This window comes from Stenotrophomonas sp. 364, assembly GCF_009832905.1.
Classification (GTDB): Bacteria; Pseudomonadota; Gammaproteobacteria; order Xanthomonadales; family Xanthomonadaceae; genus Stenotrophomonas; species Stenotrophomonas maltophilia_AP.
In genome coordinates, this window is sequence record NZ_CP047135.1 from 3,857,843 (window position 1) to 3,882,713 (window position 24,871).

Consider the following 24,871-nt stretch of genomic DNA (forward strand, 5'->3'; position numbering starts at 1 on the left):
AATGACGCGATCAATTCTCATTCGCTGCTGGGCTGGTGTTGCCACGTCCATGCTCCAAGGACGTGCCCGTGCGCTTATCTCCCCTGTTCATCGCCCTTTCCGCGCTGCTGGCGGCGCCCGCCATCGCCCAGCAGACCGACGCCCGCACCCTGGACACGGTCACGGTGAGCGCCTCGCGCACCGGCCAGCTGGCCGACACCGCGCCGCAGACGGTGGTGATCATCGACCGCCAGGCCATCGAACAGCAGCTGCGCATCAGCAGCAACTCGTCGGACCTGCTGTCCAGCCTGCTGCCGTCGTACACGCCCAGCCGCGGCAAGATGAACGGCAGTGGCGAGACCCTGCGCGGGCGCACGCCATTGATCCTGGTCGATGGCATTCCGCAGTCCAACCCGCTGCGCCCGACCGGTCGTGAAGCGCACACCATCGACTACGCCATGGTCGAGCGGATCGAGGTGATCCAGGGCGCCAACGCCATGAACGGGCTGGGCGCCACCGGCGGTACCATCAACCTGATCACCCGTCGTCCCGAGCCGGGCGAGATCAACCAGCACCTGGGCGTGCAGACCACCGTGCCCACCAGCGGCCTGGACGGTGACACCACCGGCTACCGCACCGATTACCGCATCAGCGGCGGCAAGGGCCGGTGGGACTACCTGCTGGGCGCCGGTTATGAAGACCAGGGCCTGTGGCTGGACGGCGACGGCACCGCGATCGGCACCGACACCACGCAGGGCGACCTGATGGCCACCCGCGCCTACGACCTGCACGCCAAGCTGGGCTACTGGTTCGACGACAACCAGGAACTGCAGTTGAGCACCAACCGCTACCGGATCAAGTCCAAGGCCGACTACCTCGCCGTGGCCGGCAACCGCAGCGCCGGCATTCCCACCACGTCGGTGCGCGGCACCCCGCCGGGCACGCCTCCGTGGAACGATGTGTGGACCACCGGGCTGTCGTATATCCATCACGACCTGGCCGGGATGGAACTGCGCGCGATGGTGTTCAACCAGGAATTCGAAGGCCTGTTCGGCGGCGACCGCTCCTCGACCTTCCAGGATCCGCTGATCGCCCCGGTAGGCACGCTGTACGACCAGTCGCGCTCGGTAGCCTCCAAGTGGGGCGCCAAGACCAGCCTGGGTCGCGACGACCTGCTGGGCGGCGCGCTCAAGCTCACCGGCGGCATCGACCTGCTGCACGACAGTGGCAAGCAGGACCTGTACGGCACCGGCCGCACCTATGTGCCGGAATCCACGTTCCGCAACGTGGCCGGTTTCGTGCAGGCCGAGTACAAGCTGCTGCCCACGCTGACCGCGCAGGCGGGTGTGCGCCGCGAAGAAGCCGACCTGCGCATCGACAGCTACCAGACCCTGTACCGCTACAACCGGGTCAACGTGGAGGGCGGCAAACTGTCCTTCGGCCAAACCCTGTACAACGCCGGTCTGGTGTTCGCGCCGACCGACACCTTCAACGTGTTCGGCAGCTACTCCGAAGGCTTCGGCATGCCTGACGTGGGCCGCGTGCTGCGCTCGATCAACACCCGCGGCACGTCGGTGGCCGACCTCGATACGCTCGAGCCGGTGCTGACCCGCAACGTTGAACTCGGCGGGCGGCTGCGCGCCGGTGCATGGGAAGCGGACGTGGCGCTGTTCCAGTCGCGCTCGGACCTGGGCACGCGGATCATCGCAGTCGATGGTGCCTTCCAGATGGCGCGCGAGAAAACCCGCATCGAAGGCCTGGATGCCAGCGTGCGCTACCGCCTCAACGAAGCGCACAAACTCGGTCTCTCGTATGCGTGGACGCGCGGGCGCTACGACAGCGATGCCGATGGCCGCCTGGATGCGCGCCTGGATGGCCTGAACATCGCGCCGAACCGGGTGATTGCCAGCTGGTCGACGCAGTGGACGCCCGCGCTGTCCACGTTCGTGCAGGGGCAGTACGCGTTCAACCGCACCTTCGATGAAGCGGCCAAGCAGTTCCAGGGCTATGCCCTGTTCGACCTGGCCGCCACGTACACCCTGCCCAAGGGCAGTGTGCAGCTGGGCGTGGCCAACCTGCTGGACCGCCAGTACATCACCTACTACTCGCAGAGCGCGCTGATCGAGCCGGACCGTTACTTCGCCGGGCGCGGGCGCACCGTCACCCTCGGCTACCAGCTCGACTTCTGACCGGACCGACCCGCATGTTCAAGTGGACCCTGTTCCAGCTGCACTGGCTGCTCGGCATCACCGCCGGCACGGTGCTGGCGGTGATGGGCCTGAGCGGGGCCACGCTGGCCTTCGAAGACGAGATCATGCGCGCGGCCAACCCGGTGTTCGCGCAGGTGGCCCGGCAGCATGAAGCCGGTGCGCAGCCGATGGCACTGACCGAGCTGGTACCGCGGCTGCAACAGGGCCAGCCGCGCGCGATGCAGCGGCTGCGCATGGACGCCACCGGCCAGCGCTTGTCGGTGGCACGTTTCGAGGGCGGCCAGGAACACTGGCGCTACTTCGATCCCTATACCGGCGCGGTATTCCACGACCTGCGCGGCCTGGGATTCTTTGCCTTCGTCGAAGACCTGCACCGGCACCTGGTGGCCGGCGAGCGCGGCGGCGTGGTTACCGGCAGCTGCGCGATCGTGCTGGTGTTCTTCTGCCTGTCGGGGCTGTACCTGCGCTGGCCGCGGCGCTGGTGGCACTGGCGCACCTGGCTGGCGGTGGAATGGACCCGCAGCGGGCGCGCGTTCCTGTGGAGCCTGCACTCGGTGGTGGGCACCTGGGTGCTGCTGGTGTACCTGCTGATCGCGCTGACCGGGCTGTGGTGGTCATTCGACTGGTATCGCGCCGGCGCTACCCAGCTGCTGGGCGGCGCCCGCGCCGAACGGGCCACCGCCACCGCCGGGCCCGGCGCGCTGGACCTGGGCAAGCTGCAGGCCACGCTGTACGCGCTGGAGGGCGTGCGCGGCAGCTACGTGGACCTGCGCTTCCCGGCAAAACCCGGTAAGGCGGTCACCGCGCGCGTGCAGGGCACCAACACCGCGCACGACCGCGCTCAGGATATCGTGCACATCGATCCGGCCAGCGGCGCACTGCTGGGCTATGAGCCGTATGCGGCCCAGGATGCGGGCGGCAAGGTGATGGTCAGCGTATTCGCATTGCACTCGGGCAGCTTCTTCGGCCTGCCCGGGCGCATCCTGGTGATGCTGAGCAGCCTGGCCATGCTGCTGTTCTTCATCACCGGCTGGATGCTGTACCTGGACCGGCGCCGCAAGAAGCGCGAGGTACGCAACGCGCGCCTGCCCATCGCCACGGCGGGAGGCAACGGCCAGGCACCGTGGCTGGTCGCCTTCGCCAGCCAGAGCGGGTTCGCCGAACAGCTGGCATGGCGCGCGGCCGCGCAGCTGCAGGCGGCGGGACTGGCGGTGCAGGTCCGTGCGCTGGGGCAGCTCGACGCTGCCAGCCTGCAGCAGGCCGACAAGGCATTGTTCGTGATCAGCACCTTCGGTGATGGCGAAGCGCCGGACGCCGCACGCGTGTTCGAGCGCCGCCTGCTCACCCGATCCCTGCCGCTGGCCGGGCTGGACTATGCGCTGCTGGGGCTGGGCGATGGCGAGTACGTGCGCTTCTGCGGCTTCTCGCGTGCGGTGGATGCGTGGCTGCACGCGCAGGGCGCGCAGCGCCTGTTCCCGACCGTGGAGGTGGACCGCGACGATGCGGCGGCACTCGCACGCTGGCAACAGCAGCTGAGTGCGATCAGCGGCATCGAAGACACGGCACCCCCGCCGGCGCCGGCCGCCCTGCAGACGTGGGTGTTGCAGAGCCGCCAGCAACTCAACGCAGGCAGCCCCGCTGGGGCGATCTGGCAGGTAGACCTGACCCCGCCGGCACACGCCAGCTGGCAGGCCGGTGACATCCTGGAAGTGGCGCCCCGGCATGCCGATGCCTACGTGCGCGCCGTGCTGGCCGTGCACGGGCTCGACCCGGCGGCACGCATCGTGGTGGACGGCCTGCCCGCCACGCTGGTCGAGGTTGCGGCTGGCCGTGTGTTGCCCGACGCCCCGCCGGCCCTGCCGGTCACCGACGCCGCCGCCTGGCTGGCCACGCTGCCCGCGTTGCCGCACCGCGAGTACTCCATTGCCTCGGTGCCCAACGATGATTGCCTGCAGCTGGTGATCCGCCTTACCCACCTGCCCGATGGCCGCCACGGGTTGGGCGCGGGCTGGCTGTGCGTGCACGCCGGCCCAGGCGCGGCAATCCAGGCCCGGGTGCGCCGCAACGCCGGTTTCCACCGTTTCCCGGAACACGCACCGATGCTGCTGATCGGCAATGGCACGGGTATCGCCGGCCTGCGCAGCCTGCTGCGCGAAGCCGCCGCGCACGGCGACCGCGGCCACTGGCTGGTGTTCGGCGAGCGCACCCGCGCGTTCGACCGGCTGTACGGCGACGAGATCGCAGCCTGGCAGGCCGAGGGCCATCTGGCCCGCGTCGACCTGATGTTCTCGCGCGACGCGGACGGGGGCGGCTATGTGCAGCACCGCCTGCGTGCGGACCCGGAGGCGCTGCGGGCCTGGGTGGCGATGGGGGGCAGCCTCTACGTGTGCGGCTCGCTGCACGGCATGGCCGAGGGAGTGGATGCGGTGCTGCGCGAGGTGCTGGGCGAGGACCAGGTGGATGCGTTGCTGGGCGAAGGACGTTACCGCCGCGACGTGTATTGAGCGGTGCAGCGACGCATGGCGTCGCTCTACCGGTGCTGGTTTGCTTCAATCGGTGGTCGGGTGGTGCAGCGACCCACGGCTCAGGGGAACCAGCGTCGCAGGTAGGGCGCGGTGGCACCGGCCTTGGCGCGGCTCACCTGCGCGGGTGTGCCGGTGGCCACGATCGTGCCGCCCTGCTCGCCCGCCCCCGGGCCGACGTCGATCACCCAGTCCGCATCGGCCACCACGCGCAGGTCGTGCTCGACCACCACCACGGTATTGCCGGCATCCACCAGGCCGTGCAACTGCGCCATCAGCTTGTCCACGTCGGCGGGGTGCAGGCCGGTGGTCGGCTCGTCCAGCACGTACAGGCTGCTGCCGTGCTGGCTGCGCTGCAGTTCGGTGGCCAGCTTGATCCGCTGCGCTTCGCCGCCGGACAACTCGGTGGCCGGCTGGCCCAGCCGCAGGTAGCCCAGGCCGATGTCGCGCAGCAGCTGCAGCGGGCGCTGCACCGGGGCCTCGTCGGCGAAGAAGGCCAGTGCCTCCTCCACGGTCATGCCCAGCACCTGGGCGATGTTGCGGCCGTTCCATTCCACTTCCAGGGTCTTGGCGTTGTAGCGCTGGCCATGGCAGGTGGGGCACGGCGCGTACACGCTGGGCATGAACAACAGTTCCACGTGCACGAAGCCTTCGCCTTCGCAGGTGTCGCAGCGGCCCTGTGCCACGTTGAAGGAAAAACGCCCGGCGCTGTAGCGCCGCGCCTTGGCAGTGCGGGTGGCGGCGAACAGGCGGCGAACGTGGTCGAACAGGCCGGTGTAGGTGGCCAGGTTGGAACGCGGGGTGCGCCCGATCGGCTTCTGGTCGACGTTGACCAGGCGCTTGATCGCCTTGGCGCCGGCCTGCAGGCGGCCGCGGGTACGCTCGATGCTGCTGGGCACCGGCAGTTCGCTGTCGGCGTCCTCCACCACCGGCTCGTGGCCCAGGTGCTCGCCGACCAGGTCCACCAGCCCCTGGCTCACCAGGCTGGACTTGCCCGAGCCGGAGACACCGGTCACCGCGGTGAATGCGCCGAGCGGGAAGCGCGCGTCCAGGCCGTGCAGGTTGTTGCGGTGGATGCCGCGCAGTTCCAGCCAGCCCGAGGGCATTCGCGGCGTGCGCCGTTCACCGCGGTCGCCGTCGAACAGGTACGGCGCGGTGACCGAGGCCTTGACCGTGCGCAGGCCGTCGGGCGGCCCGCTGTAGAGCACCTGTCCGCCATGCTGGCCGGCCCCCGGCCCCACATCCACCAGCCAGTCGGCGCGCCGCAGCATCTCCAGGTCGTGCTCGACCACGAACAGGGTATTGCCACCGGCCTTGAGCTGGTCGAGCGCGCCATACAACGCTTCGCCGTCGGCCGGGTGCAGGCCGGCGGTGGGTTCGTCGAGCACGTACACCACGCCGAACAGGCTGGAGCGGATCTGGGTGGCCAGCCGCAGCCGCTGCAGTTCGCCCGGTGACAGCGTGGGCGTGGCGCGGTCCATCGACAGGTAGCCCAGGCCCAGCGCCTCCAGCGTGCCGATGCGCTCGACCAGGTCATGCGCGATGCGCTGGGCGGCGATACGTTTTTCCTCGGACAGGTCCGGCGTGCGCCGCACGTCGCTGCCGCCCGCATGGGACGGCCCGCCTGCGGCGACGCGCGCCTGCTGCGCCTTGCGCCCGGCCGCGCGGCTACGGGTGGTGGCGGCGGCCGGGGCCTCGAAATGGCCTTCGGCGGCAGGGCGCAGGACGGCGGCCATGGCACTGAGCGACAGTTGCGACAGCGCACCGATATCCAGCCCGGCAAACGTCACCGACAGCGCTTCGCGCTTGAGTCGCTTGCCGTCGCACACCGGACACGCCGTGCCCACCATGTAGCGGGCCACGCGCTTTTTCATCATCGCGCTCTGCGTGGTGGCAAACGTATGCAGCACATACCGCCGCGCGCCGCTGAAGGTGCCCATGTAGCTGGGCTCTTCCTTGCGGCGCAGCGCAGCGCGGGTTTCGGCGGGGGTGAAGCCGGCATACACCGGCACCGCCGGCTGTTCCTCGGTGAACAGGATCCAGTCACGCTGCTTCCTGGGCAGGTCGCGCCAGGGAATGTCCACGTCGTAGCCCAGCGTGACCAGGATGTCGCGCTGGTTCTGCCCGTGCCAGGCCGGCGGCCACGCCGCGATGGCGCGTTCACGGATGCTCAGCGACGGGTCGGGCACCATCGACTGCTCGGTCACTTCATACACATGGCCCAGGCCATGGCAGTTCGGGCAGGCGCCCTGCGGGGTATTCGGCGAAAAGTCCTCCGCATACAGCATGGGCTGTTTGGCCGGGTAGGTGCCGGCGCGCGAATACAGCATGCGCAGCAGGCTGGACAGCGTGGTGACGCTGCCGACGCTGGAGCGTACGCTGGCCGTGCCGCGCTGCTGCTGCAGCGCCACCGCCGGCGGCAGGCCCTCGATGGCATCCACGTCGGGCACGCCCACCTGGTCGATCAACCGCCGTGCATACGGCGACAGCGACTCCAGGTAGCGCCGCTGTGCCTCCGCATACAGCGTGCCGAAGGCCAGCGACGACTTGCCCGACCCCGAGATGCCCGAGAACACCACCAGCGCATCGCGCGGGATGTCCACGTCGACGTCCTTGAGGTTGTGTTCGCGGGCACCGCGCACGCGCACGAAGGCGTTGCGGGTGGACGGTGACGGGGGCGTGCGACGGGTGCTCATCGGTGCAGGATAAAGAGCACCCGTCGAAGCGGCCAGTGAAGGAACGTGAGCAGGGCGTGTGGGGCCGCCGCTACACCGCGACGCGCATGGCCGCACGCGGCGTCACCGGCACCTCCAGCACGAACGCGGCCACCGCGTCGGACAACAGTGCGGCCTGGCGTTCCATCGCCTGCGCCGAGGCCGACGCTTCCTCCACCAGCGCCGCGTTCTGCTGGGTGCTGCCATCCATCTGCAGCAGCGTATGGCCCACCTGTTCGATGCCGGCGCTCTGCTGCTGCGACGCCGCCGAGATGCTGGCCATGATCGCGCTGACCTGCTGCACGCTGCCGACAATCTGGTCCATCGTCGCACCGGCCTGGTCCACCTGCCGGCTGCCGGCGGCCACGGTGTCCACCGAGGCCTCGATCAGGCCCTTGATCTGCCGTGCGGCGTCGGCACTGCGCTGGGCCAGCAGGCGCACTTCGCTGGCCACCACGGCAAAGCTGCGGCCCTGCTCGCCGGCCCGCGCCGCCTCCACCGCCGCGTTCAAGGCCAGGATGTTGGTCTGGAAGGCAATGCCGTCGATGACCCCGGTGATGTCGCCGATGCGCCGCGACGCGTCGGCGATGTCGCGCATGCTGGCCACCACCTGCGCCACCGAGGCGCCGCCCTGCTGGGCAACGCCGGTGGCCTGCAGCGCCAGCTGGTTGGCCTGCTGGGCGGCGTCGGCGTTCTGGCGCACGGTAGCGGTGAGTTCTTCCATCGACGAGGCGGTTTCTTCCAGGTGCGCGGCCTGCCGCTCGGTGCGCCCGGCCAGCTCCTGGTGGCCTGCCACGATCTCGCCCGCCGCGCCATCAATGGCAGTCGAGGCCTGCTGGATGCGGGCCACGATGTCGGTGAGCTGCTGCACGGTGGCGTTGGCATCGTCGCGCAGGTGCGCGAACACGCCTTGGAACTCGCCCTGCATGCGCACCCGCAGATCGCCCTGGGCCAACGCGGACAACACCGCCTGCAGACCGGACAGATTGCCCTGGAAGGTATCCAGCAGCCGGTTGATGCTGACCGCCAGCGTGTGCACGAAGCCGTGCTTGCCGGTGGTGTCGATGCGGCCGTGCAACTGGCCGTGCGCAGCGGCATCCACCAGCGCCGCCACCTCGGTTTCCACCGTCGTTTCCAGCGCGCGGCTGCGCCATTCCACCGCGGCGCCCAGCAGGTGGCCGTCGTCGATGATCGGCGTGGCCACCAGCTGGTAGCGCGTGCCCGCGTGCTCGATCTCATGGCTGCCCGGTTCGCGGCCTTGCAGCGCTGCCACGATGCGCGCGAACACCGGGTGCAACGCCTGCGCCGGTTGGCCACGCCACTGCGCTTCGGATGCCGCCAGTTCGGCCAACAGCGCATGGTTGAGCAGGCTGATGCGGCCATCGGGGTCGATCACCATCACCCCGGCCTGGGTGCTGTCCAGCGCCTGCCGCGCGCGGGCGTTGTCGCGCGCGGCGGCACGTTCGGCCTCGATGCGCCCACGCAGGCGCTGTTGCATGTGCACCAGCCGCTGCGCCAGCTGCCCGATCTCATCATGCGGGTTGTGCACCACCAGCACGCTGTCCAGGCGATCCTCGGCGATGTCTTCGGCAAACCGCAGGGTGTCGGCGATGGGCTGGCGCACCGCCCGCAGCACCAGCAGCAGGCTGGCGATCAGCACCGCCGCCACCAGCGCCAGCGTGAACCCGAACAGCACGGTCATCGCGCGTGCCTGCGCCTGTTGGCGGGCGCGCGCGGCGTCCAGCGCGGCCGCCTGTGCCTGGTGCAGCGCCTGTAGTGCCGGGGCAATCTGCGCGGCGGTATCGGCCAACGACTGCGCTTCCACGTCCAGCCCCACCCGGGCGGCGGTGTACGCCAGCAATGCGCCCTGGTAAGCATCCATGCCGGCGCGCAAAGTGTCCTGCGTTGCTGCCGGCAGGCCCGAGGCCGACAACGCAAGGTCGAACGGCAACTTCGCTTCGCTGGCACGATCGGTGTGCTGTGCATCACCGGTGAGCAGCAGCAGAGCTTCCTGGCGGCGCATGGCCTGCCATTGCACGGCCAACGGCAAGCGATCGGCCCCGGCAAGCAGGCTGTCCAGCGCAGCCGCGCTGGCGTCCAACTGTGCGCGCAGCCCGGCGTCGCCGCGGCCCATTTCATCGGCGCGCGCGTTCAACGCGGCAATCCCGTCGGCGAATTCCTGTGCACGGGCCGCCAGCGCGCGTAGCGCGGCCGCCGTGCCCGGCTCGTGCCGGGTACGCTGCAGCGCCTGCAGGGTTGTCTGCAACTGGGCCTGGCCCTGCTGCAGGGCGGCACGGTCGGTGTCCTCGAAGGTGATGGCGTAGCGGGTCTGCAGGCGACGCGCATCGGCCACCTGGGTGGCCAGCGTGGCGGCCAGGGCCGCGTCCTGCTGGTGGGCCGCGTAGCGGGCGGTGGCGCGTTCACTGCTGTAGCGGGTCCACGCGTACACCAACGCCACCACCAGCAGGCCGCTGCCGCAGACCAGCAGCGCGGCCTTGAGTTTGCGTGCGACACTCAGGCGGCGCGCCGACGCGGCGGCACGGGTGAACCAAGGCAGGACAACGCGCTCACCCAGGCGGGCGAACGAAGACAACGGGCGGCGGGGGACGGCCGACATCACATGCTCCAGGCGGAATGACGCATCGGTATCGGCCGGAGACGCGTGGTCTTTAGCGTATTTTTTCGCGGTGGCCGCGACCCGGTGCCCTCCCTGCCCCTTGTAGCGGGCGGAAGCGACGGCACGATGACGGTGACGGGCATTCCGCGGGCGCGATTCAGCATTCGATCGCCCGTGCTTGACCTCAACCACGGTTGAGCCACCACAGTGGCCCCACCTTCCCGCACGGCACCTGCCCATGGACCCGGAAACCTGTCGCGACTACCTGGCCCGCCTCGGCCTGGCGGCGCCACCGCCCCCTACCCTGGCCACGCTTGCACTGCTGCAGGAACGTCACAACGCTACGTTCCCGTTCGAGACGCTCACCACGCTGCTGCGCGATGCGGTGGCCATCGACCTGCCCAGCGTGGCGCACAAGCTGCTGCGCGAAGGACGCGGGGGGTATTGCTACGAGCTCAACGGACTGTTCCTGGCGCTGCTGCAGCACCTCGGCTTCGACGCCCGCGCCCTTGCCGCGCGCGTGGTCATGGGACGCACCGATGACGCCCCCACCGCGCGCACCCACATGCTGGTGCTGGTGCGGATCGACGCGGTGGACTACATCGCCGACGTCGGCTTTGGCGGCAACACCCCCACTGGCCCGCTGCGGCTGGCCCACCGGTTCGCCCAGGCCACGCCGCACGAGCACTACCGGCTGGACCCGCAGCACGACCAGTTCCTGCTGCAGGTGGACATCGCCGGCGAATGGCGGCCGCTCTACCACTTCGACCTGCAGGTGCAGGCGCTCATCGACCATGAGGTGGGCAACTGGTACGTGTGCACGCACCCGCATTCGTCCTTTCCCGGACAGCTGCGGGTTGCCCTGGCCGCGCCGGACGGACGCCGCACGCTCGGTGCCGGCGCCTACACCGTGCACCGCCGCGGGCAGCCCAGCGAGCGCCGCCTGCTCAACGACGCCGACGATGTGCTGACCGTGCTGCGCGATGCGTTCGGCATCACGGTGCCCGCGCACCCGCGCCTGCATGAGGCGATCACGGCGTGGCTGCGCGGGGCGGCGTGAGCCTGCACACGCAAACCGGCACGGGGTGACGTCGCCTTGCAGGCCCGTTGGGACGGCGGCAGACTCGCCCAGCTGCACGTAATGACATGTTATATCATTCCTTTATCGAGACTGCCTGACGTCCCTTCCCCATGAAAACCCACGCTCTGGCCTCCGCCCTGCTGGCCACGCTGTGCGCACCCGACGCGGCGGCCAGCCCGCCCTCTCCCTCGGCCGTCACGCTCGGCAGCGTGGACGCCCGCAAGGGCACCCCCGGCCCGTTGGCGTCGCGCCAGGTGCTCACCTCGGTGGATGTGCTGGCTGCCGACCGGATCGCGGACAAGAATGTCGGCAACAGCTGGGAACTGCTGGGGCAGATGCCGGGCATCCAGCTCACCGAAACCCGGCAGGGTGCCGAGTCCGGCAAGGCCAGCTTCCGTGCGATCAACGGCGAGGGCTACATCAACGGCATCAAGATCCTGATCGACGGCATTCCCAGCAACGTCAACAGCGGCAACCAGCGCTTCGTGGACATGATCTTCCCGCTGGACATCGACTACATCGAAGTAGTGCGCGGCACCAACGACCCGCGCTACGGCCTGCACAACATCGGCGGCAACATCAACTTCGGCACCCGCCAGGGGGGCACCTACACCGATGCCCGGCTCAGCTACGGCAGTTTCGAGAGCCGCGAGTTGCAGCTCGCCATCGGCCGCGAAGCCAACGGTGTGGCGCAGAACTACTTCATCGGCACCCAGGCCTCGGACGGCTATCGCGACCACGACCGGTCGCGCAAGTATTCGCTGGGCGGCAAATGGTTCATCGGCAGCGACGAGGATGTGCTCAAGGCCGGTCTGGTCGCGCGCGTGTACCACCACGTTGCCGACGAACCCGGCTTTCTCACCGCCACCGAACTGGCCAGCGCACGGCGCGCGTCGCCGCGCAAGAATGCCAACGATGGCGATGTGCGCGACATGCGCACCCTGGGCGCTCACGTGGACCTGCGCCTCACCGACACCCTGCAGCTCAGCAACCGGCTGTACCACAACCGGTACGAAGACGACCGTCAGGTGACCTTCACCGATTACCGGCCCGGCAACGCGCCGCGCCAGCGACGGCAGTGGGACGAACGGCAGACCGGGCTGTTGAGCACCCTCACCTGGCGCGCCAGCGAGCGGCTCACCGTGGCCGGCGGCATCAACGCCGAGCAGCAGGACAACGCATACCGACGGCTGCGTTACGCCTACGGCATCCCGACCGACTTCGACGCGGTACCGGCGCGCATCCAGAACGATGACCGCTATTCCCTGGACAACGTCGGCGGCAACCTGCAGGCCGTTATCCAGCCAACACCGGCGCTGAAGATCATTCCGGCGTGGCGGGTGGATCGGTTCTCCGGCGACACCCACCTGCCCGGCGGCATCCGCGCACCGTTGCAGCGCTCCGGCTGGATAGACCAACCCAAGCTCAGCGTGGCGTACGCGTTCACCCCCTCGCTCAACGTGTATGCCAACTGGGGCCGCACCTTCCAGGTGTTGACCGGGTCCACCGCCCCGGCTTACCTCACTCCCGGGCAGGCCGCCTTCCGCCCGTCGATCAACACCGGCAAGGAACTGGGCATCAACTTCAACCCGGCCGACGGCATCCAGGCAAGGATCGCCGCCTGGCAGCAGGATGCCACCGATGAAGTGGCCAACATGCCCGCCACCGGCACCACCGTTGGCCTGGGCCAGACCCGGCGACGCGGGGCGGACCTGCAGGTCAACGCCCGCGTGAGTGCGCACTGGACGCTCTGGGCATCGCACGCCATCCAGCAGGCCACGGTGATCAGCGCGTTCACTGCCGACGGCCGCTCACTGGCCGGCAACGAGGTGCTGGCCACGCCACGCCACATCACCAACATCGGGGCCGACTACCGCCCCGATGCACGCTGGCGCTTGGGCATTCAGGGCCGCCGGCAGGGCGACTATTACGTGGATGAGAGCAACCAGCACGGACGTTATGGCGGCTTTTCGGTGCTGGACGCCAGCGCCGGCTACGCGCTGTCGGACCGGCTCAGCGTGGATCTGCAGGTGAAAAATCTCACCGGTCGCACCTACGCCTACGCGTGGTACGACAATTTCTTCTGGGGCGGCGATAACCAGCCGATGTTCTCGCCGGCGCCCGGGCGCAGTCTGTTCGTGTCGTTGAACCTCACGCTGTAGCAAGAACGGCCAAGCGGCCGTGGCGGTGCTGGGCTACGCTGCGTGCCTGTCCCGATCCGGAAAGCGGCATGAGCGCGGCACGCAGGGCCCTGTGGTACATCGAAAGCCACCACGCCGCGCCGATCGCACTGGCCGACGTGGCACGCGTGGTGGGGGTGTCGCCGTTCCACCTGTCGCGCCTGTTCCAGGCCAGCACCGGCACGTCGCTGGTGCGCTACCTGCGCGGGCGCCGTCTGAGCGAGGCGGCGCGGCAACTGGCCGCCGGCGCGTCCGACATCCTGCAGGTTGCGCTGGAGGCAGGCTATGCCTCGCACCCCACCTTCACCCGTGCGTTCTCCGAGCAGTTCGGCCGCCCGCCGGAACAGGTGCGCGCGCAGGGACTGGGCAGCGTCGCGCTGGTGGAGGCGATCAAGCTGCACGACGATGCCCTGCCCTGCGCGCACCCCCCGCGCATCGTCAGCGCCGACACCCTGCTGGTGGCAGGCATCGGTGCGCGCCACCACGGCGATTCAGTGGCCTCCATTCCTTCGCAATGGCAACGGCTGGCACAGCAGTGCCCCACCGCACCGGAGGTGAGCTACGGCGTGTGCTGCAACAGCGACGAGGACGGCAGCTTCGACTACATCGCCGGCATCGGCGTGGCCGGCTTCGCGGCGCTGCCGGACGGCTGGCAGACCGTGCGCATTCCCGCCCACCGCTACGTGGTGGCGTGGCACGCCGGCCACATCTCGGCGATCCGCTCCACCTGGTACTGGTTGTTGAACCATTACCTGCCTGCGTCCGGGCTGAGCCTGGCCGATGCGCCGGAACTGGAACGCTACGACGCACGGTTTGACGCCCACAGCGGCCACGGCGGCGTGGAAATCTGGCTGCCGCTGACCGACACCAACCCTACCTGAGAGAACGCCGATGCGAGTGCCTGCCCGTTGCCTGACCCTGCTGCTCTGCCTGGCCAGTGCCGTCTCGCTGGCGGCGCCCGCGCCGAGCGTTGTCGGCGAGCGCCATGGCCAGACCCGCAGCGCCAGCGCCGCGGTGCGTGATGCCGCCCAGCACGATGGTCTGCGCTACACCGTGTGGTACCCGGCTGCGCCGGATGCCCGCGAGCGCCCCATCACCATCGGGCCTCCCGACGCGCCGTTGTTCACCGTGGGCAGCGCCGCCGTCGACGCCCCGATCGCGCCGGGCGCCCTGCCCACCCTGCTGCTGTCGCACGGCAATGGAGGCAGCGCGCGGATGATGGGATGGTTCGGCATTGCCATGGCGCGGGCCGGCTACCTGGTGATCGCGGTGGACCACCCCGGCAACAACGGCGTGGAGCCGATGACGCTTGCGGGCAGCATCCTGATCTGGGAACGGGCCGAGGACCTCAAAGCCGCGCTGGCCGCGGTGCAGGCCGACCCGCAGCTCGGCGCGCACGTGGATGCCACGCGCCTGGGAGTGGCCGGTTTCTCCGCCGGCGGCTTCACCGCGCTGGCCGCCGCCGGTGCCCGCGTGGACATGGCCCACCTGTTGGCGTTCTGCCGCGCCACTCCGGATGACGGGGTGTGCCAGCCGCAGCTGGAAATGCCTGCGTCCACCCTGCAGGCCCGCATCGACGCGGCAGCGACGCCCGCGCTGGCGCCCCACATGGCGCACGCAGGCGATGACCATGGCGTGCCGGGTGTGCGTGCCGCCTTCCTGATGGCACCGGCCATCGTGCAGGCGTTTACGCCGGCACAGCTGCGCGCACTGCCGCAGCCTGTGTCGATCCTGCTTGGCGACGCCGATGCGGTAGCCCCGCCATCGACCAATGGCGAGGTGCTGGCAGCGCTCGCACCGCAGGCGACGCTGCGCACGTTGCCCGGTGTAGGCCACTACGAATTCCTGGCCACCTGCACGCCGCTCGGCCGCCAGCGCCTGGCTGCGCTGTGCCCACCGGAGGCGCAGCAGGCCGCAGCCCACGCAGCGGCGATCGCGCAGGCGCTGCAGGTGTTTGGCGACACGTTGGCAGCGGGAACCGGCGTGCCCGCGACCCGCTAGCGCACGCCCAGCGTCATCGCCGCGCTGCCGGGGTTGTGCGCGGGGCGGGCGTCCACGCACGCAGCAAGGGCAGCGGGTCGTAAGCCCCGTCGGCCCCATAGATGCCCCAATGCAGGTGCGGCGGCGTGCCCTTGGCATTGCCGCTGTCGCCCACGTAGCCCAGCACCGTGCCGGCCGCCACCACCTCGCCGCGCACCAGGCCGTCGCGCCAGCCTTCCAGGTGGGCGTAGTAATAGCGCTCGCGGGCCGGGCCCAGTACCCACACCTGCCGACCGCCCAGCCCGCCCTCGCGGATATCGGCCACGATCCCATCGCCCACGCTGCGTACCGGCGTGCCGCGCCTGGCGAAGATGTCGATGCCCGCATGGGTGCGGTCACGGCCACGGGGCGCGCCGAACGTATCGGCAATGCGTCGGGCCGTCACCCCGTCCACGGGCACCGGCAGTGCGGTGGGCGGCGGCATCCGCGCCAGTGTCCACATCGCCCGCGGCACCTGCGCCCAGTGGCTGTTCCACAGGGCACCCACCGCGACCACGCAGGTGGCCAACAGCAGCAGGCGGACCAGCCAGCGGCGCAGCCGACGTGCCGGTGAGGGCATAGCGGCAGAAGAAGACATCGGTGTATCCGGGCGCATCGTTGCTCCAGTGGGGCGCAGGCAACGAGGGTACAAAGCGCGTGTGGGCTGGGCATGAAGTGCGCGGCTGTTGGGGCCGGCGTCACGGCATTGCCGCTTCGGATGGACAGCGGCTTCACGTGACATCTGCTGAACTGCAGCTGTCGCCTGGGAAGATCATTCCGCCTTCCCTCCGTCGGACGCCCGGCAGGCTGCTATCGAAGGCACACCATGAATACCGCATTCAAGATATTTCTGTTGGTCGGCGCCCTGCTGTACGGGCTGCCCGGGCTGGTGTGGTGGGTGAACCACCGCCGCGCCATCCGTGCCCGGCAGGGCGGTGCCGCGATCGGATCGAGCGGGCCGACCACGTGAGCCTGACAGCTGAGCAACGCCGCATCCTGGATGACATCAACGCCACCCGCCCGGTGTCGGACGCCGAGGCGAACTGGGCAGTTGCCGCGGGCTACGCCGCGCAGGCCGAGGACGGCGATATCGACCTGACCCAGGAAGGCCGCCGTCATGTCGATTCCAGCCAGTTGCAGGGCTGAGGCCCGTCGCCGGCGCGTTGCTAAGATGACGGCTGCATCCACCCGCGTCACTCCCCCGTGCCCGTGCCCGTGCCCGTACCCGACCCGTTTCCCGCACCTCGCCCCTTGCCAGGCCTGTCACGCGCGCAGCGCCTGAAGGCGGGCACCGACCACGCGCATCGGCGCCTGGACCAACGCATTCTGGACCTGGACATCTTCCGCAGCCGCGCTGCGTACGCTTCTTTCCTGCGGGTGCAGCATCGTCTGCACGCGGACGCGCATGGCCTGTACGCGTGTCCCGCGCTGGTGCAGCTACTGCCAAGCATCCAGGGACGGCAACGGCTCTCCCGGGTCGCCTGCGATCTGGCCGACCTGGACGCGCATCTCCCCGACCCTGCTCCCTGCGCACCTGACATCGGCACGCCGGCCCATGGACTGGGATGGCTGTACGTGATGGAGGGCTCGGCGCTTGGCGGCGCGGTGCTGTTGAAGCTGGCCAGCCAACTCGGTCTGCACGCGGACTTCGGCGCGCGCCACCTGGCGCCGGCGCCGGAGGGTGTTGCCGCCGCATGGAGACGGTTCGTCGCCGAACTGGACGCCATCATCCTGGACCCCCAGCAGGAAGCCGCAGCGTTGCAGGGCGCCGAGGCCGCGTTCGCGCGCGTCGCGCATCACCTCGACGCCGAACTCGGTTGAGGCCGCGTCCAGCAGGTCCCCGCCCCCGTGCGCCGGATCATCACCGGCCCGGGTGCACGCCTGTGCCAAGCTATAGGGCTGTTCCACGCCGCACTGGCGCAGGTGCTGCTGTCGGGTATTGAGACCCGCAGGGCGCCTGGAGCGGTTCTGTTACCAAGGCAATGGGTGGACTCAACAGCATGTCATCAATCAATTCCAGCGACATCCCCTTGGACCTGAGCACGTGTGCCAGCGAGCCGATACGCACGCCAGGCGCAATCCAGCCTCATGGGATGGTGCTTGTGATGGAGCACCGCACATTGGCGGTCAAGGCGCGCGCGATGGCACGCCCGGACGTGCTGGACGCGTACGGCGATCCGCTTGGGCAGCCGATCGACGCCGTACTGGGGGGAGCGCTGGCGCACTGTCGCCCGCTGCTGGCCGCACTGGCTGCGGGGACCACGCAGTTCCTGGGCGCCCATGCCATCGGCACGCACGGCGTCCACCAGGTCGTGGCGCATCGCGTGGGCGAGGATGTCATCGTCGAGCTGGAGGAGCCGGTGGCAGGCGAACCGGGCTCGCTGGAGGACCTGTACCCTGCGATCCGCCGATTCATGGAGGCTATCGAGCACGCCGCCACCCTGACCGACCTGTGCGACCTCGCGGCCACGCATGTGCGTCAGCTCACCGGGCTGGACCGTGTGCTGGTCTACCGGTTCGATGAGGACTGGAACGGGGCGGTAGTGGCCGAGAACCGCAACGAGGTGCTGCCCAGTTACCTGGACCTTCGCTTCCCCGAATCGGACATCCCGGCCCAGGCACGCGAGCTGTACCGCCAGAACCGCGTCCGGCTGATCGCCAACAACGACTACCAGCCGGTGCCGCTGGTGCGTGCCGCGGCCGACGCCGCTGAGCCGCCCATCGACCTGAGCCCGGTGTCGCTGCGCAGCGTTTCGCCGGTGCACCTCCAGTACATGCGCAACATGGGCACCGGTGCTTCGATGTCGGTGTCGCTGCTGCGCGAAGGCCAGCTGTGGGGACTGATTTCCTGCCATAGCCAGCAGCCACGGCGGGTGCCTTATCACGTGCGCACCGCGTGCGAGTTCATCGGGCAGATTCTGTCGTTGCAGATCACCTTGAAGGAGCGCGCGCTGGGCGTGGAACAGCGCATCGCGCGCCGCGCGATCCAGGTGCGCATGCTGGCCCGCATGGCCGGTGACCAGGATTTCATGGCCGCGCTGGGCCGTGACCAGGACAGCCTGCTGGCACTGACCGAGTCGGCCGGGGCGGCGATCGTGCACCGCGGCGAGTGCATCCTGCACGGCCAGTGCCCCAGCCTGGCGCAGGTGATGCAGCTGGTGCAATGGCTGGCCGCGCACCAGCGCGAGGGCGACCTGTTCTGCACCGAGCGCCTGCCGTCACTGTGGCAGGCGTCCGAGGCCTTTGCCGCGGTGGCCAGTGGCGTGCTGGCCATTTCCATCTCGCAGGTGCATGACAGCTTCGTGCTGTGGTTCCGCCCGGAGGTGGTGCGCACCGTGCGCTGGGGCGGCGATCCGCGCAAGGAGGCCACCGGCATGCTTACCCCGCGGACGTCGTTTGAAGGCTGGAAGGAAACCGTCCGCCGGCAGTCGCTGCCGTGGAGCGCGGTCGATCGCGATGCCGCGCTGGAACTGCGCGCGGCCATCGTGGACATCGTGCTGCGCAAGGCCGAGGAACTGGCCGCAATCAACGAACAGCTCCTGCGTAGCAACAAGGAGCTGGAAGCCTTCTCCTATTCGGTCAGCCACGACCTGCGTGCACCGTTCCGCCACATCGTGGGCTATTCCGAACTGCTGTGGGCCTCGGCCAGCGAAAGATTGAACGATTCAGAAAAGAGATTTCTCGACACCATCGTCGAGTCTGCACAATCTGCGGGAACACTGGTGGACGACCTGCTCAGCTTCTCGCAGATGGGCAGGTCCACGATGGGTCAGATTTCCATGGACATGACCGCTCTGGTCGAAGATGTCCGGCACAAGCTGGACATGGAGTACGCCGGTCGCTCGATCCAGTGGCAGGTGCCGCCGTTGCCGCGCGTGCAGGCAGACCCCGGCATGCTGCGGCTGGTCTGGCAGAACCTGCTGGCCAATGCCATCAAGTTCACCCGCGACACCCCGCACCCGGCCATCGAGGTGGGCCATCAGCGCACCGACAGCGAGGACGTGTTCTTCGTGCGCGATAACGGCTGTGGCTTTGACATGCGCTACGTGGACAAGCTGTTCGGCGTATTCCAGCGCCTCCACCATTCGGACGAATACGAAGGCACTGGTATCGGCCTGGCCAACGTACACCGCATCATCACCCGCCACGGCGGCCGCACCTGGGCCGAAGGCGAGGTGGGAAGCGGGGCCACCTTCTTCTTTACCATTCCCTTCGCTGCTGGAGACAACCTATGAGAGATCTGCGACCGATTCTGCTCGTGGAAGACAACCCGAAAGACGCCGAGCTGACCATGGCCGCCCTCGCACGCTGCCAGCTGCTGAACGACGTGACCCATGTCCGGGACGGCGTGGAAGCGCTTGAGTACCTGCGCTGCCAGGGCCGGTACGCCGGCGCCATGCATGGCGGCCCGGTGGTAGTGCTGCTGGACCTGAAACTGCCCAAGCTCAATGGGCTGGAAGTACTCAAGGAAATCCGCACCGACGCCGCATTGAGCAGCACGCCTGTGGTGATGCTGACCTCCTCGCGCGAAGAACAGGACCTGATCCGCAGCTACGAACTGGGCGTGAATGCGTTCGTGGTCAAGCCGGTGGACTTCAAGGAGTTCCTGGAGGCCATCCAGGGCCTGGGCATGTTCTGGGGCATCACCAATCAACCACCGCCGCACGGAACCCTGTTCGGTGCCAAGAGCAGAAAAGATGGCTGACGCTTCATCGGGTACACCGATCCGCATCCTGATGGTGGAAGACAACGCGCTGGATGCCGAGCTGATCTCCCTCCAACTCGGCCGCGCCGGTCTGCCGTTCACCGTCGAACGCACCTGGTCGCACCAGGGCATGCTGGCCGCACTGCAGGGCGACCGCTTCGACGTGATCCTGGCCGACCACGTGCTGCCCGGCTTCGATGGCGACGCCGCGTTGGCGCTGGCCTGCGAGATCGCGCCCGACATTCCCTTCATCTTCGTCTCCGGCACGCTGACCGAGGAGCTGGCCGTCAAGGCCCTGAAGCGTGGCGCGCGCGACTACGTGGTCAAGTCGCGGCTGCAACGGCTGCCCGACGCCATCGTGCGCGCCATCAGCGAGGCAGAGGAACGCCGCCGGCTGCTGAAGGTGGAAGCCGAACTGCGCGACAGCCACCAGCGGATGCGTCTGATCACCGATTCGCTGCCGGCGTTGATCGCTTATTTCGGCCGCGATCACCGCTACCGCTTCGCCAACCTGGCCTATTTCGAGTGGCACGGCCGCGAGCCACAAAGCCTGGTGGGCATGCACGCCCGCGACATTGTCGGCGACGAGGCCTTCGAGAAGATGCAGGTGCACCTGGACCAGGTGCTGCAGGGCCGGAAGGTCAGCTTTGAAACCCTGTCCAGGCGCGGTGGCGCCACGCCGCGTCATGCGCAGGTGGATTGCGTGCCCGAAGTGGGGCCGGACGGGGCGGTCATGGGCTACTACGCGATGGCCCGGGATATCAGCGAGCTCAAGCACACCCAGGCGCTGCTCACGGCCAGCAACGCGTCGCTCGAGCGACAGGTGGTGGAACGCACCTCGGCCCTGCATCGCAGCGAAAGCCGCCTGCAGGCGCTGTTCGAATCCAGCTTCCAGCACCAGAACCTGCTGACCCTGGATGGCCGGATCATCGACACCAACTCTGCCTCGCTGGCCGCCATCCTGGCCACCAAGCAGGACGTGCACGGTGCGATCTACTGCGAATCGGCGTGGTTCGCCGATACCGACGGCGTGCCCGCGATCGTTTGCCAGGCGGTGCTGGATGCAGCGGCCGGGACAGCGTCACGGCACGAGCTGGAGCTGCGCCTGCCCACCGGCAAGCGCGCTTTTGAGTTCTCCTTCCGGCCGCTGCTGGACCACCAGGGCAAGGTCACCGCCGTGGTGTCCGAAGCGGTCGAGACCACCGCGCGCCGCCAGGCGGAGGAAGCCCTGCGCCAGAGCCAGAAGATCGAGGCGGTCGGGCAGCTCACCGGTGGCATCGCGCATGACTTCAACAATATCCTGACCGTGATCGCCGGCAACGTGGAGTACGCCCAGCTCTTGATCGACCGGCTCGGCGACAGTGCCGGCAACGCCGGGCGTGCGCTGGACAACGCGCTTAAGGGCGTGATGCGTGCGGCCAACGTCACCCAGCGCCTGCTCGCCTTCTCGCGCCGCCAGCCGCTGCGTAACCTGCCGGTGGACCTCAACGCGCAGGTCAGCGACATGCAGGACATGCTCAAGCGCTCACTCGGCGAACTGGTGCAGCTGGAAATGCTGCCCAGCCCGGACATCTGGTGCGTGGAGATCGATCCCAGCCAGCTGGAAGCCTCGGTACTCAACCTGGCCGTCAATGCCCGCGACGCGATGCCCGAAGGGGGTCGGCTCACCATCGAGGTGGACAATGCCCACCTGGACGAAGATTTCAGCGCGCAGAATCCGGACGTGCCACCGGGCCAGTATGCGATGGTGCGCGTGCGCGACAGCGGCCACGGCATGTCTGCCGAGACCGTGGCACGGGTGTTCGAGCCCTTCTTCACCACCAAGGAGGTGGGCCGCGGTACGGGTCTGGGCCTGTCGATGGTGTACGGCTTCGTGAAGCAGTCCGGGGGCCATGTGCTGCTGGATTCGGCCCCGGGGGCCGGCACCACCATCACCATGCTGTTCCCGCGCTCGTCCGCACCGCTGCCCAGCAGCCGGCCGCCGGAAGAACCGCGGCGAGGCCTGTACCAGGTGCTGGAAGACACCACGGTGCTGGTGGCCGAGGACAACGACGACGTACGCGCCTACACCGTGGAGACCCTGCGCCAGCTCGGCTATCGCGTGCTGGAAGCGCACGACGGCGCCTCCGCCATGCGGCTGCTGGAACGCACCGACGTGACCGTGGACCTGCTGTTCTCGGACATCGTGATGCCCGGCATGTCCGGCTGGGAACTGGCCAAGCGCGCCTTGCAGCACAAGCCGGCGCTGCATGTGCTGTTCACCTCCGGCTACCCGCGCGACATCGATGCAAGCGGCACGGTCGGCAGGAACATCGCGATCCTGCCCAAGCCGTTCACGCGCAGTGACCTGGCCGGATCCATCCGGCTGGCGCTGCAGGATGAGGCTGCCGGCTCGCCGTAACCCGGCGACCGGCGGCCCCGCTCAGGCCACCCGCCGCGTGATCGGCCAGTAACAGGCTGGCATGACCTCGCCGAGGAGCGTCCGGCCAGCAGCACAGGATCACCGGATGCCGGGGATTGCCTTGCGCAACGCTCCGAAGCGATGGATCCGCTGGTTGAGTCGCGCTGGGACTGTTGTTCACCCATACCTATATTGCCGACGCCGTGACTGACGCGCTCACATGCGGCCATCCTGCGTCCACATCCAGCTCACCGCAGGCACGGTGCGCGTACGCGTCGACACGGCAGTACGCCCAGGCCGGACGTGGTATCTGGCGATGTCCGAGCCGCGTGGACTGTCGCCGTTGCACTGAACAGCACGGCCGGCCGCTTCAGCGCCGCAATGCCTCCACCACCAGCGCGAACGCCGGCGAATGCTGCCGGCGGCTGGGGTAGTACAGGTGATAGCCGGGGAACGGTGGGCACCAGTCCGCCAGCACCCGCACCAGCCGGCCATCTTCCAGGTGCGGCGCAAACTCGTCCTCGGGCAGGAAGGCGATGCCCAGCCCGTCCAGCGCGGCCAGCACCATGTGCGGCGAGCTGTTGAAGGTCAGCTGGCCGTCCACCCGCACGTTCACCGCACGGCCCCGACGCTCGAACTCCCATGCGTACAGCCCTCCACGGGTAGGGAAGCGCATGTTGATGCAGCGGTGCCCGGTCAGGTCCGCCGGCACCTTCGGCGGCGGCACGCTGGCGAAATAGGCCGGTGAGGCGACCGCCGCCATGCGCAGCGGTGGACCGATCGGCACAGCCACCATGTCCTTGTCGATGCTTTCGCCCAGGCGGATGCCCGCGTCGAAGCGATCAGCCACGATATCGCGCAGGCCGTAGCTCACATCGAACTCGATATTGATGTCGGGGTAGCGGTGCATCAGGGGCATCAACCGCGGCAGCAGCAGCGTACGTAGCGGGAAGTCGCCACTGGTCAGGCGCACGGTGCCGGCCGGTTTGTCGCGCAGTGCGGTCAGCGCGTCCAGCTCCGCTTCGATCTCATCGAAGCGGTTGCCAATGGCCGCCAGCAGCCGCTCACCGGCCTGGGTGGGCGAAACGCTGCGCGTGGTGCGGGTCAGCAGGCGGATCTCCAGCCGCTCTTCCAGCGCCTTCAATGCCTGGCTCAGTGCGGACGGGGTCACCCCGAGCACGCTGGCGGCACGGGTGAAGCTGCCTTCGCGGGCGACAGTGACGAAGGCCAGAAGGTCATTGAGATTGCGGCGTGCCATGGGGCAAGTCTGGCACGCCCAATTGATTAGCGCACCTAACAGCGTCATTCCCGATTGGTTAGCTAATCAAATGGTGCCCGCGCGACCACACTGGGCTGGCCCACTCACCGATGGATCCCCCATGTCCAGGTTGCTCACGCTGATCGCGCTGTTGACCCTTCCCCTCTTTGCCTCAGGAGCCGATATGAGCCAAGGCGCAGACAATTTCTATTCCAGCCCCCGGGTGACCGTGCAGAAGGTCACCTTCAAGAACCAGTACCAGATGCAGGTGGCCGGCAACCTGTTCGTGCCCAAGGATCTGGACCGCAGCGCGCCGCACGCGGCCATCGTGGTCGGCCACCCGATGGGTGCGGTGAAGGAGCAGAGCGCCAACCTTTATGCCACGCGCATGGCCGAGCAGGGCTTTGTCACGCTCTCACTGGATCTGTCGTTCTGGGGCGAAAGCGAAGGGCAGCCGCGCAACGCCGTCTCGCCGGACATCTACGCCGAGGACATCAGCGCAGCGGTCGATTTTTTGCGCACGCAACCGTTCGTGGACAAGGACCGCATCGGTGCCATCGGCATCTGTGGCAGCGGCAGTTTCGTCATCAGCGCGGCGAAGATCGACCCGCGCATCCAGGCCATCGCCACGGTCAGCATGTACGACATGGGCGCAGCCAACCGCAACGGTCTGGGTCACGCGGTGAGCGTGGCACAACGCAAGGCCGCCATTGCCGCGGCGGTGGCCCAGCGCGATGTGGAATTCGCCGGCGGGCCGGTGCAGTACACCAGCGGGACGGTGCACAGCATCGATGAAACGTCCTCGCCGATTGAACGCGAGTTCTACGATTTCTATCGCACCCCGCGTGGCGAGTACACCCCGGCCGGATCCTCGCCGACGCTGACCACACATCCCACGCTGACCAGCAACCTGAAGTTCCTCAACTTCTACCCATTTGCGGACATCGAGACCATCTCGCCGCGACCGATGCTGTTCATCACCGGCGAGACCGCCCACTCGCGTGAATTCAGCGAAGAGGCCTACCGCCTGGCCGGCCAGCCCAAACAGCTGCTGGTGGTTCCCGGCGCGGGGCATGTGGACCTGTACGACCGGGTGGAGCTGATTCCATTCGACGCGCTGACCGCGTTCTTCACCACCCACCTGCGCGCCCGCTGAGCCCGCAGAAGCGCCGGCCCACCATGGAC

Annotated in this window: 17 protein-coding genes; 13 read left to right on the plus strand and 4 right to left on the minus strand. The window is 68.7% G+C overall.

Annotated elements, in window-relative coordinates:
- Positions 1 to 68 precede the first annotated feature (68 nt).
- Together GQ674_RS17330 and GQ674_RS17335 are read left to right on the plus strand one after the other, a co-directional pair.
- Complete coding sequence (locus GQ674_RS17330) at positions 69 to 2,168, plus strand: TonB-dependent receptor (protein ID WP_159498057.1); 2,100 nt, start codon at positions 69 to 71, stop codon at positions 2,166 to 2,168.
- 14 nt (positions 2,169 to 2,182) lie between these two features.
- On the plus strand, positions 2,183 to 4,693 hold the full coding sequence (locus GQ674_RS17335) for a sulfite reductase flavoprotein subunit alpha (protein ID WP_159498058.1): 2,511 nt from the start codon (positions 2,183 to 2,185) through the stop codon (positions 4,691 to 4,693).
- Between the two features lie 80 nt (positions 4,694 to 4,773).
- Here GQ674_RS17335 and GQ674_RS17340 read toward each other — a convergent pair whose 3' ends face one another.
- Both GQ674_RS17340 and GQ674_RS17345 read right to left on the minus strand, forming a co-directional pair.
- The gene (locus GQ674_RS17340) at positions 4,774 to 7,407 is read right to left on the minus strand and encodes an excinuclease ABC subunit UvrA (RefSeq protein ID WP_159498059.1); all 2,634 of its coding nucleotides are present in this window, start codon (positions 7,405 to 7,407) and stop codon (positions 4,774 to 4,776) included.
- Between the two features lie 70 nt (positions 7,408 to 7,477).
- On the minus strand, positions 7,478 to 10,042 hold the full coding sequence (locus GQ674_RS17345) for a methyl-accepting chemotaxis protein (RefSeq protein WP_159498060.1): 2,565 nt from the start codon (positions 10,040 to 10,042) through the stop codon (positions 7,478 to 7,480).
- Between the two features lie 238 nt (positions 10,043 to 10,280).
- Here GQ674_RS17345 and GQ674_RS17350 point away from each other — a divergent pair, with 238 nt between their 5' ends.
- The 4 genes from GQ674_RS17350 to GQ674_RS17365 all read left to right on the plus strand — a co-directional run bounded on the left by GQ674_RS17350 (position 10,281) and on the right by GQ674_RS17365 (position 15,304).
- Complete coding sequence (locus tag GQ674_RS17350; RefSeq protein ID WP_159498061.1) at positions 10,281 to 11,102, plus strand: arylamine N-acetyltransferase; 822 nt, start codon at positions 10,281 to 10,283, stop codon at positions 11,100 to 11,102.
- A gap of 131 nt (positions 11,103 to 11,233) precedes the next feature.
- Entirely contained in the window at positions 11,234 to 13,285 is a 2,052-nt protein-coding gene (locus GQ674_RS17355) for a TonB-dependent receptor (RefSeq protein ID WP_159498062.1), read from the plus strand.
- Between the two features lie 68 nt (positions 13,286 to 13,353).
- Entirely contained in the window at positions 13,354 to 14,184 is an 831-nt protein-coding gene (locus GQ674_RS17360; protein WP_159498063.1) for an AraC family transcriptional regulator, read from the plus strand.
- A 10-nt stretch (positions 14,185 to 14,194) separates the two neighbouring features.
- Positions 14,195 to 15,304: an alpha/beta hydrolase gene (locus GQ674_RS17365; protein ID WP_159498064.1), complete on the plus strand. Its 1,110-nt coding sequence runs from the start codon at positions 14,195 to 14,197 to the stop codon at positions 15,302 to 15,304.
- 13 nt (positions 15,305 to 15,317) lie between these two features.
- Here GQ674_RS17365 and GQ674_RS17370 read toward each other — a convergent pair whose 3' ends face one another.
- Positions 15,318 to 15,920, minus strand: coding sequence for a M23 family metallopeptidase (locus tag GQ674_RS17370; protein ID WP_159498065.1), 603 nt, complete (start codon positions 15,918 to 15,920; stop codon positions 15,318 to 15,320).
- A gap of 228 nt (positions 15,921 to 16,148) precedes the next feature.
- On the opposite strand from GQ674_RS17370, the gene GQ674_RS17375 reads away from it, so the two are divergent.
- The 6 genes from GQ674_RS17375 to GQ674_RS17400 all read left to right on the plus strand — a co-directional run bounded on the left by GQ674_RS17375 (position 16,149) and on the right by GQ674_RS17400 (position 22,428).
- Positions 16,149 to 16,292: a hypothetical protein gene (locus GQ674_RS17375; RefSeq protein ID WP_159498066.1), complete on the plus strand. Its 144-nt coding sequence runs from the start codon at positions 16,149 to 16,151 to the stop codon at positions 16,290 to 16,292.
- On the plus strand, positions 16,289 to 16,468 hold the full coding sequence (locus GQ674_RS17380; RefSeq protein ID WP_159498067.1) for a hypothetical protein: 180 nt from the start codon (positions 16,289 to 16,291) through the stop codon (positions 16,466 to 16,468). Before GQ674_RS17375 ends, GQ674_RS17380 begins: the two co-directional genes overlap by 4 nt.
- 105 nt (positions 16,469 to 16,573) lie before the next feature.
- Entirely contained in the window at positions 16,574 to 17,143 is a 570-nt protein-coding gene (locus GQ674_RS17385; protein WP_159498068.1) for a biliverdin-producing heme oxygenase, read from the plus strand.
- A 284-nt stretch (positions 17,144 to 17,427) separates the two neighbouring features.
- Positions 17,428 to 19,557 (plus strand): ATP-binding protein, encoded by a 2,130-nt coding sequence (locus GQ674_RS17390; RefSeq protein WP_236546116.1) that lies wholly within the window; start codon positions 17,428 to 17,430, stop codon positions 19,555 to 19,557.
- Positions 19,554 to 20,027, plus strand: a complete 474-nt coding sequence (locus GQ674_RS17395; RefSeq protein ID WP_159498070.1) for a response regulator — start codon at positions 19,554 to 19,556, stop codon at positions 20,025 to 20,027. Before GQ674_RS17390 ends, GQ674_RS17395 begins: the two co-directional genes overlap by 4 nt.
- Positions 20,020 to 22,428 (plus strand): hybrid sensor histidine kinase/response regulator, encoded by a 2,409-nt coding sequence (locus GQ674_RS17400; protein WP_159498071.1) that lies wholly within the window; start codon positions 20,020 to 20,022, stop codon positions 22,426 to 22,428. The genes GQ674_RS17395 and GQ674_RS17400 overlap by 8 nt, the downstream gene beginning before the upstream one ends.
- 370 nt (positions 22,429 to 22,798) lie before the next feature.
- Here the strand turns inward: GQ674_RS17400 and GQ674_RS17405 are convergent, their stop codons facing one another.
- Positions 22,799 to 23,686, minus strand: a complete 888-nt coding sequence (locus GQ674_RS17405) for a LysR family transcriptional regulator (protein WP_159498072.1) — start codon at positions 23,684 to 23,686, stop codon at positions 22,799 to 22,801.
- 121 nt (positions 23,687 to 23,807) lie between these two features.
- Here GQ674_RS17405 and GQ674_RS17410 point away from each other — a divergent pair, with 121 nt between their 5' ends.
- Complete coding sequence (locus GQ674_RS17410) at positions 23,808 to 24,842, plus strand: alpha/beta hydrolase (protein ID WP_159498073.1); 1,035 nt, start codon at positions 23,808 to 23,810, stop codon at positions 24,840 to 24,842.
- Positions 24,843 to 24,871 lie beyond the last annotated feature (29 nt).

Bases quoted from the DNA above. Each gene is read 5' to 3' on its own strand.
- GQ674_RS17400 (WP_159498071.1), top strand. From the start codon at position 20,020: ATGGCTGACGCTTCATCGGGTACACCGATCCGCATCCTGATGGTGGAA.
- GQ674_RS17405 (WP_159498072.1), bottom strand. From the start codon at position 23,686: ATGGCACGCCGCAATCTCAATGACCTTCTGGCCTTCGTCACTGTCGCC.
- GQ674_RS17360 (WP_159498063.1), top strand. From the start codon at position 13,354: ATGAGCGCGGCACGCAGGGCCCTGTGGTACATCGAAAGCCACCACGCC.
- GQ674_RS17395 (WP_159498070.1), top strand. From the start codon at position 19,554: ATGAGAGATCTGCGACCGATTCTGCTCGTGGAAGACAACCCGAAAGAC.
- GQ674_RS17370 (WP_159498065.1), bottom strand. From the start codon at position 15,920: ATGTCTTCTTCTGCCGCTATGCCCTCACCGGCACGTCGGCTGCGCCGC.
- GQ674_RS17355 (WP_159498062.1), top strand. From the start codon at position 11,234: ATGAAAACCCACGCTCTGGCCTCCGCCCTGCTGGCCACGCTGTGCGCA.
- GQ674_RS17335 (WP_159498058.1), top strand. From the start codon at position 2,183: ATGTTCAAGTGGACCCTGTTCCAGCTGCACTGGCTGCTCGGCATCACC.
- GQ674_RS17345 (WP_159498060.1), bottom strand. From the start codon at position 10,042: ATGTCGGCCGTCCCCCGCCGCCCGTTGTCTTCGTTCGCCCGCCTGGGT.
- GQ674_RS17350 (WP_159498061.1), top strand. From the start codon at position 10,281: ATGGACCCGGAAACCTGTCGCGACTACCTGGCCCGCCTCGGCCTGGCG.
- GQ674_RS17410 (WP_159498073.1), top strand. From the start codon at position 23,808: ATGTCCAGGTTGCTCACGCTGATCGCGCTGTTGACCCTTCCCCTCTTT.
- GQ674_RS17340 (WP_159498059.1), bottom strand. From the start codon at position 7,407: ATGAGCACCCGTCGCACGCCCCCGTCACCGTCCACCCGCAACGCCTTC.
- GQ674_RS17375 (WP_159498066.1), top strand. From the start codon at position 16,149: ATGAATACCGCATTCAAGATATTTCTGTTGGTCGGCGCCCTGCTGTAC.
- GQ674_RS17390 (WP_236546116.1), top strand. From the start codon at position 17,428: ATGGAGCACCGCACATTGGCGGTCAAGGCGCGCGCGATGGCACGCCCG.
- GQ674_RS17365 (WP_159498064.1), top strand. From the start codon at position 14,195: ATGCGAGTGCCTGCCCGTTGCCTGACCCTGCTGCTCTGCCTGGCCAGT.